4 protein-coding genes are annotated in these 5,523 nt (G+C 62.2%); 1 reads left to right on the plus strand and 3 read right to left on the minus strand.

What is annotated here, in order from left to right:
* Window positions 1-531: 531 nt before the first annotated feature.
* The 3 genes from PLL20_18330 to PLL20_18340 all read right to left on the minus strand — a co-directional run bounded on the left by PLL20_18330 (window position 532) and on the right by PLL20_18340 (window position 3,599).
* Window positions 532-1,188 (minus strand): response regulator transcription factor, encoded by a 657-nt coding sequence (locus PLL20_18330; protein HPD31953.1) that lies wholly within the window; start codon window positions 1,186-1,188, stop codon window positions 532-534.
* A complete protein-coding gene (locus PLL20_18335) occupies window positions 1,185-2,948 on the minus strand; it encodes an ATP-binding protein (GenBank protein ID HPD31954.1) in 1,764 nt (587 codons plus the stop codon). Before PLL20_18335 ends, PLL20_18330 begins: the two co-directional genes overlap by 4 nt.
* A gap of 246 nt (window positions 2,949-3,194) precedes the next feature.
* Window positions 3,195-3,599: a DUF393 domain-containing protein gene (locus PLL20_18340; GenBank protein ID HPD31955.1), complete on the minus strand. Its 405-nt coding sequence runs from the start codon at window positions 3,597-3,599 to the stop codon at window positions 3,195-3,197.
* Window positions 3,600-4,094: 495 nt separating this feature from the next.
* On the opposite strand from PLL20_18340, the gene PLL20_18345 reads away from it, so the two are divergent.
* Window positions 4,095-5,435 (plus strand): FAD-dependent oxidoreductase, encoded by a 1,341-nt coding sequence (locus PLL20_18345; GenBank protein HPD31956.1) that lies wholly within the window; start codon window positions 4,095-4,097, stop codon window positions 5,433-5,435.
* Window positions 5,436-5,523 lie beyond the last annotated feature (88 nt).

Raw genomic sequence — 5,523 nt, forward strand, 5'->3', positions numbered from 1 at the left:
ATTCCCATCTGGGACCGTCTTGATAGCCTGAAGCCGCCTTGGCAGCATGACGAAGGGATTCGTCGAAGGAATGGTGCCAGAAGGGATTCTGGCACCAGCAGATGAAGTAGGGCCGACGCCCCCGTCGGCCATTCATGCCGACCCCAGGTTCCCATTACGCCGGCCCCAGATTCCCACTCACGCTGGTCTTAGATTCCCATCTGGGACCGTCTTGATAGCCTGAAGCCGCCTTGGCAGCATGACGAAGAGATTCGTCGAAGGGATGGTGCCAGAAAGGATTCTGGCACCAGCGGATGAAGTAGGGCCGACGCCCCCGTCGGCCATTCATGCCGACCCCAGGTTCCCATTACGCCGGCCCCAGATTCCCACTCACGCTGGTCTTAGATTCCCATCTGGGACCGTCTTGATAGCCTGAAGCCGCCTTGGCAGCATGACGAAGGGATTCGTCGAAGGAATGGTGTCAGAAGGGATTCTGGCATCAGCGGGCTTGTAGGACTGAAGACTGAAAACTGAGAACTGAAGACTCTGACGTCACGCCTCCGCCAGCCCCTCCCGTATGGCAAAGCGTGCCAGTTCCACCCGGTCATGGATGTCGAGCTTGTTCATGAGGCTGGTGGTGTGCCGGTTGACCGTATTGACACTGATGCACATGACCTGGGCGATTTCCTTCTTCTGCATGCCGCGGGCAAGATAGCGAAGGACTTCGAGTTCACGGTCGGACAGCGTCGAGGCCCGCGAGCGGATCGGCGTAGCCAGGCGGGCGCCGTTGGCGTCGACGACGATCCGGCTCTGCACCTCCGGCGAGAAATACGCCACGCCCGAGCACACCTTGCGGATGGCCTTGATGATCGACTCCTCCGGCTCGCTCTTGGTGATGTAACCCCACGCCTGCACGTTGAGGGCCTGCTCAATGTAACGATCGTGGAAGAACGCGCTGAGAAACAACACCCGCGTCTCCGGCGAGCGGATGCGAATCGTCTGTGCGGCGTCAAAGCAGCTCAGGCCGGGCAGGTCGATGTCCATGAGCATCACATCGGGCTTGTGGCGGATCGCCTCCGTAACGCCGTCGGCGGCGTTGGCGACGCTGCCGACCACTCGAATGTCCTCCGTGTTTTCCAACAGCCCGCGGAGCATCCCCCGGACCATCGCATGATCGTCGACCAGCAGAACCGTGATCGGTTTGTTCACTCGATGCTCTCCTTCCTGGTCTCAGCGGCCGCAAGCATATTGTACACCGTTCGGGCCAACTGCGGCATCTCGAAGGGCCGGGTCAGCAGAACCGCATGGGGAGGGCATTCCATGGACTCGGCCTCGGACTGGCCTGCCAGGACAACGGCCGGAAACAACACCCCCTCTTCCTGCATCCGTCTCAGACAGGCCGTGCCTCTGCACCCCGGCAGATCGGCCTCAAGGATTACAAGCCGCAATTGCCCCCGTTGTTTCCGCGCGATCTCGGCGATAAGCCGACCATCGCTCGCCAGAATCACGCGATACCCCAGCGATTCGAGCGTCAAGGCAATGATGCCCGCCAGGTGAGGATTGCTCTCGGCCAAGAGGATCAGCTCGCCACTACCTCTTGGCATGGGCTGAACGGGCTCTCCCTCATCAAGAAGCGGCGCCGCCTCCGTGAGCGGTAGAAAGATCGTGAACACCGTCCCCTGTCCAAGCTTTGATTCGACCTGCACCCGGCCGCCGTGTTCCTCGACGATGCTCTGGACGATCGCCAGGCCCAGCCCCGAGTTCCGCTCGCGAGGCTTGGTGGTGAAAAACGGCTCGAAGATTCTGCGCAGACTCTCCTCTGCGATCCCGATGCCCGTGTCGCTGAACGCAATCAGCGCCTCTCGGTCTCCCTGTCGCCGCCCGTGCTTGTGTGCAATCTCGCGCACCGAAATCCGCAGTCGGCCGCCCTCGGGCATCGCGTCACGGGCGTTGATCGCCAGATTCAGAAGCACTTGGTGCACCTGGCTGGCGTCGGCCATCACCCATAGCGGCGAAGCGGCGTCATTCAGGACTTCCAGCGTGATCGACGCCGGCAACGTCGGTCGGATGAAGCGCTCAGCCTCCTCGACGAGACATCGCAGATTCAACGGCCGTCGCTCGATCGGCATCTTGCGGCTGAACATCTGCAGCGAACGGGTCAGTCCGCCGGCCTGCTGCGTGGCATCAAGGATGGATCGCAGGGCCCGGCGGGCCTCATGGTCCGGCAACAGTGAGGCCGCGGCCTGCGTGGCATACCCGCGAATGACGGTGATGAGGTTGTTGAAATCGTGAGCCAAGCCCGCGGCAAGCTGACCGACGGCTTCCATCTTCTGAGTCTGCAGGAGCTGTTCCTGAAGGGCGTGCCGATCGGCGGCCGCCATCTCGGCCCGTTTCCGTTCATTGATCTCCTCCTGGAGCTTGCGATTCGCCTCCTCAAGATCCGCCGTTCGTTGAGCGACACGCGTCTCGAGTTCGTCATAAGCCAGCCGGAGGGCTTCCTCGGCGGTCTGCCGATTGGTCACGTCGATTCCCAACACGGCCAGCCGGGCGACACGGCCGTCCGCACCGAACACCGGAGACATGATGTTGTCGATGATCCGGCCGTCCCGTCGGTCGAGAAATCGCCTCGGTTCTCCCGTCTCGATGACGCTGCGAGCCTGACGGCGACGCTTCTCGGCCACCTCCGGCGGAATCAGGTCAAACGCACACCGACCGAGAATCTGTTCCCGTGTCAGGCCGAATCTCCGGGCCGCCTCGCAATTGGCTTCGAGGATCATACCCTCGGGATCAATCAGAAGGACCGCCTCAGGAATTGCGTTGAGCAGGATTTCCAGCGACTCCTGGTTGTCCCGAATCGCCTGCCAGGCCTCCTGGTGCTCCGCAAGCTGCCGCTCCATCTCGTCGATGCGGCTCTTGAGAACGGCGATCTCGCGAAGAAGCTCTGCGGTCGATTCCGGATCCTGACTCATCGATCTCTCAAGACACTGTGCGGCAGCGAGTCCGGCACTTGCTGTCCGGCGAGCAAGAAACGCCCTTCATACAGATGGCTACGAACGGTCGCGCCAAGGTGCAGCAACAAGCCCCGAAACATCGAATGCCCCCTCTGATGCCGGGACGCGCAAGCCTCTGCCCCTCAGCTCAGATGGAATATACCCGCGATTGATGCCGTGTCCAAGATCCCAGATGACGGAAAGGCCATGTTGCTGCGCGAGCTGTCACGCGGCCTCGCGCGGCGGTCCGCACCGACCCGTGCGACAATGGCCCAATCGCCCCGTCAGCCGCAGCCGATGCCTGGCAAACCACTCGTATCCGGCGTCGAAGCAGCGGCGAAGGATCGGCCAGTTCGTCGGAGCCAGCAGCCAGCCCCACCCCACGGCGTCGTAGGCTCGTCTGAAAACCTGCATGCCCTTGACCAGCCGCCCGGTGCTCAGCACGCCATGAATCTGGCCCATCAGTTGATCCGTCGTTACTCCGTAACGGCCGGCGTCAAACTCCGGGCTGGTGATGTCCTCCAGCAACACCTTGCCGCGCCCGCCGTCAAGCCAGCGGAGCAGGTCGGCTTCTCGGCGACACAGCGGGCACTCGCCATCGTACAGGACTTTGATTTCCCATCGGTCCATGTCTGCACTCCCCTTTATCTGGTACTTGTCTGATCCATCGTAGGTCGACCCATCAACGATTGCCACAGCGTCGAGCTGCGATCATAAACAGTTGCGGGGCAATGGACTAACGGCCATCTGGCCAGCGGCTGGTTCTGAACGTGCCCTGAGGCATCGCGGGATGAGCTACAGAAGGTGGAGCAGCGTCCAGTCCCTCACGACGGCGGTGCCGAACCCGCGATCAGAAACGACCGACGAAAACAGCGGCCTTTCTTCCTCGCTCAAGAAGGCGCCCTGGACCGTTTGTTGACGATCGGGAACATCGATGACAGGATGGCAAAATGAGTGCAGGCGCATGCGGCTTGCGGTTCGGTCGTGGCCTGCGGTCCGGTTCTCCGTTCGTATTGGAGCACAACTATGTTCGGGGCCCTGTTAGCCATTGCGTCGGTTTCTTCACTTCTGCCGAATGTCCCTGCGACCCAAGCCACAGACGAGCACGGTCCGGGCAGGGCTGCGGTGCCGCTCGGGTTCGTATTGGAGCCCGCCAAGCAGGTTCCCGTAGCCTATGACGTCGACGTGGCAGTCGCCGGGGCAGGTGTTTCGGGCGTCTTTGCGGCCTTGGCCGCCGCTCGGGAGGGGGCCAGCACCGTCCTGATCGACCGCTTTGGCAGCGTCGGAGGAAACATCGGGCCGGGTCTGTACTCGCCGGCCAACGAATTCGTCGACCGCAGCCGCAACATCAAGCAGGGCGCGCCCGACGATCCGATCAAGGGCGAGATCGCCGGTTTGGTTAAGGAATTTGCCGAGCGGTTCTCCGCCCTGAAGCCGCATCCACAATCCGTCGGCGACTCGAATATGGCTGAGTACGTCTCCTTCTGCATGCTCAAGGAGGCGGGCGTCAAGCTGATCCTGTCGGCCTATGTGGCCGACCCCATCATCGAGGGCAACAGAGTCCGCGGCCTGTTCGTGGAGACCAAGTCCGGCCGTCAGGCCGTGCGAGCGAAGGTCGTCGTCGACGCAACCGGCGACGCGGATCTGGCCCGCCGAGCGGGTCTACCGGTGCTCTACCCGCAGGCAAGCGGCCATGAGTTCGACGGGCACGCCCCCACGGGCATGGGCACGCGCGCCATCGTCGCGGGCATCGATCCCCAGAAGTTCAACACGCCACCCAACGCGGAATCGCGCAATCTGAAGGTCGATATCGGGGATCTGGCCCAGTTGGAGCTCGTGCTTCAGTACAATCCCGCCATCACCGGCAGCCTGGGATTTGTGAAAGCCGAGCTCGTCAGGCCGCATCCCAAGGTCAACATGGGAGACGCCCGGCATATCTCGCTTCTGGAATCAGAGGTACGGCGGCGCATCTTCGAGTTCATACTGCGGTGCCGGGACAAGATTCCCGGCTGCGAAAACCTCTACCTGCTTGCCGTCGCGCCTTACTTTGGCTCCCGCGGCGGACCATGCATCGAAGGCGAGTACACTCTCACCATGCAGGATTGCATCGAGGGGAAGCGATTCGATGACGTCATCTACGTCTACGGAGAGGCACACGCGCTTCGCCACAACTGTGCGCAGGGTGAATGCAAATGGACCGATGTGCCCTATCGTGTCATGATTCCGAAGAGACTGGATGGCCTGATGGCCGTCGGCCGCAGCGCCTCGGGCTCGCCCGACACGCTGCTGCGCATACGGGAAGCCCTGATGTACATGGGGCAGGCGGCCGGGACTGCGGCCGCCATGTGCGCCAAGAGCGGCGTCCCGCCTCGCAGGCTGGACGTCAAGCAGCTCCAGAAGAAGCTGCTCGACGCAGGCTTCTACCTGGGCGACCACGCGCGATTGGTTGAGCTGGGGCTCAAATGAGGCGGTTGTTGGCCTGTTGGTCTGTTGGTCGATTAGCCCAAGTTGAACACCAAAGGGCGATTCTAGATTTTTTTCGGGTTGTTGGACC

The sequence above is a fragment of the Phycisphaerae bacterium genome (assembly GCA_035384605.1).
Taxonomy (GTDB): domain Bacteria; phylum Planctomycetota; class Phycisphaerae; order UBA1845; family PWPN01; genus JAUCQB01.

Bases quoted from the DNA above. Each gene is read 5' to 3' on its own strand.
- PLL20_18335 (HPD31954.1), bottom strand. From the start codon at position 2,948: ATGAGTCAGGATCCGGAATCGACCGCAGAGCTTCTTCGCGAGATCGCC.
- PLL20_18340 (HPD31955.1), bottom strand. From the start codon at position 3,599: ATGGACCGATGGGAAATCAAAGTCCTGTACGATGGCGAGTGCCCGCTG.